1 protein-coding gene is annotated in these 256 nt (G+C 41.8%); it reads right to left on the bottom strand.

Annotated elements, in window-relative coordinates; all coding sequences use genetic code 11:
* On the bottom strand, positions 1-256 hold a 256-nt coding region (locus AC2FA3_RS15360), incomplete at both ends, for a histidine phosphatase family protein (protein ID WP_490510340.1).

The raw sequence follows: 256 nt of genomic DNA, 5'->3' as shown, positions 1-256 counted from the left end.
GCATGCGAGCTACAACGTCTTCATTTTTTTCCATAGTTGGATCAACATTAGAATTACCGTAGTTCCATGGCAACAAGAATTCATCGCGGCCTTCAAAGATACCGTAGCACTTTTCCCGCAAGTCTTTCAAACGCGTATATGGCATCTTGTGGTCCGTAATAATTTCCAAGGTGTCGCATGCTCTTTCTTGTGTTGAAGAAAAAGCTTTATCAAAGTGAGTGTGATGTTTTTGGAAGTAATCGCGCGCCATTTCTAC

It is taken from the genome of Janibacter sp. CoH_79_TC_3 (assembly GCF_058197955.1).
This window is presented reverse-complemented; position numbering and strand designations above follow the sequence as displayed.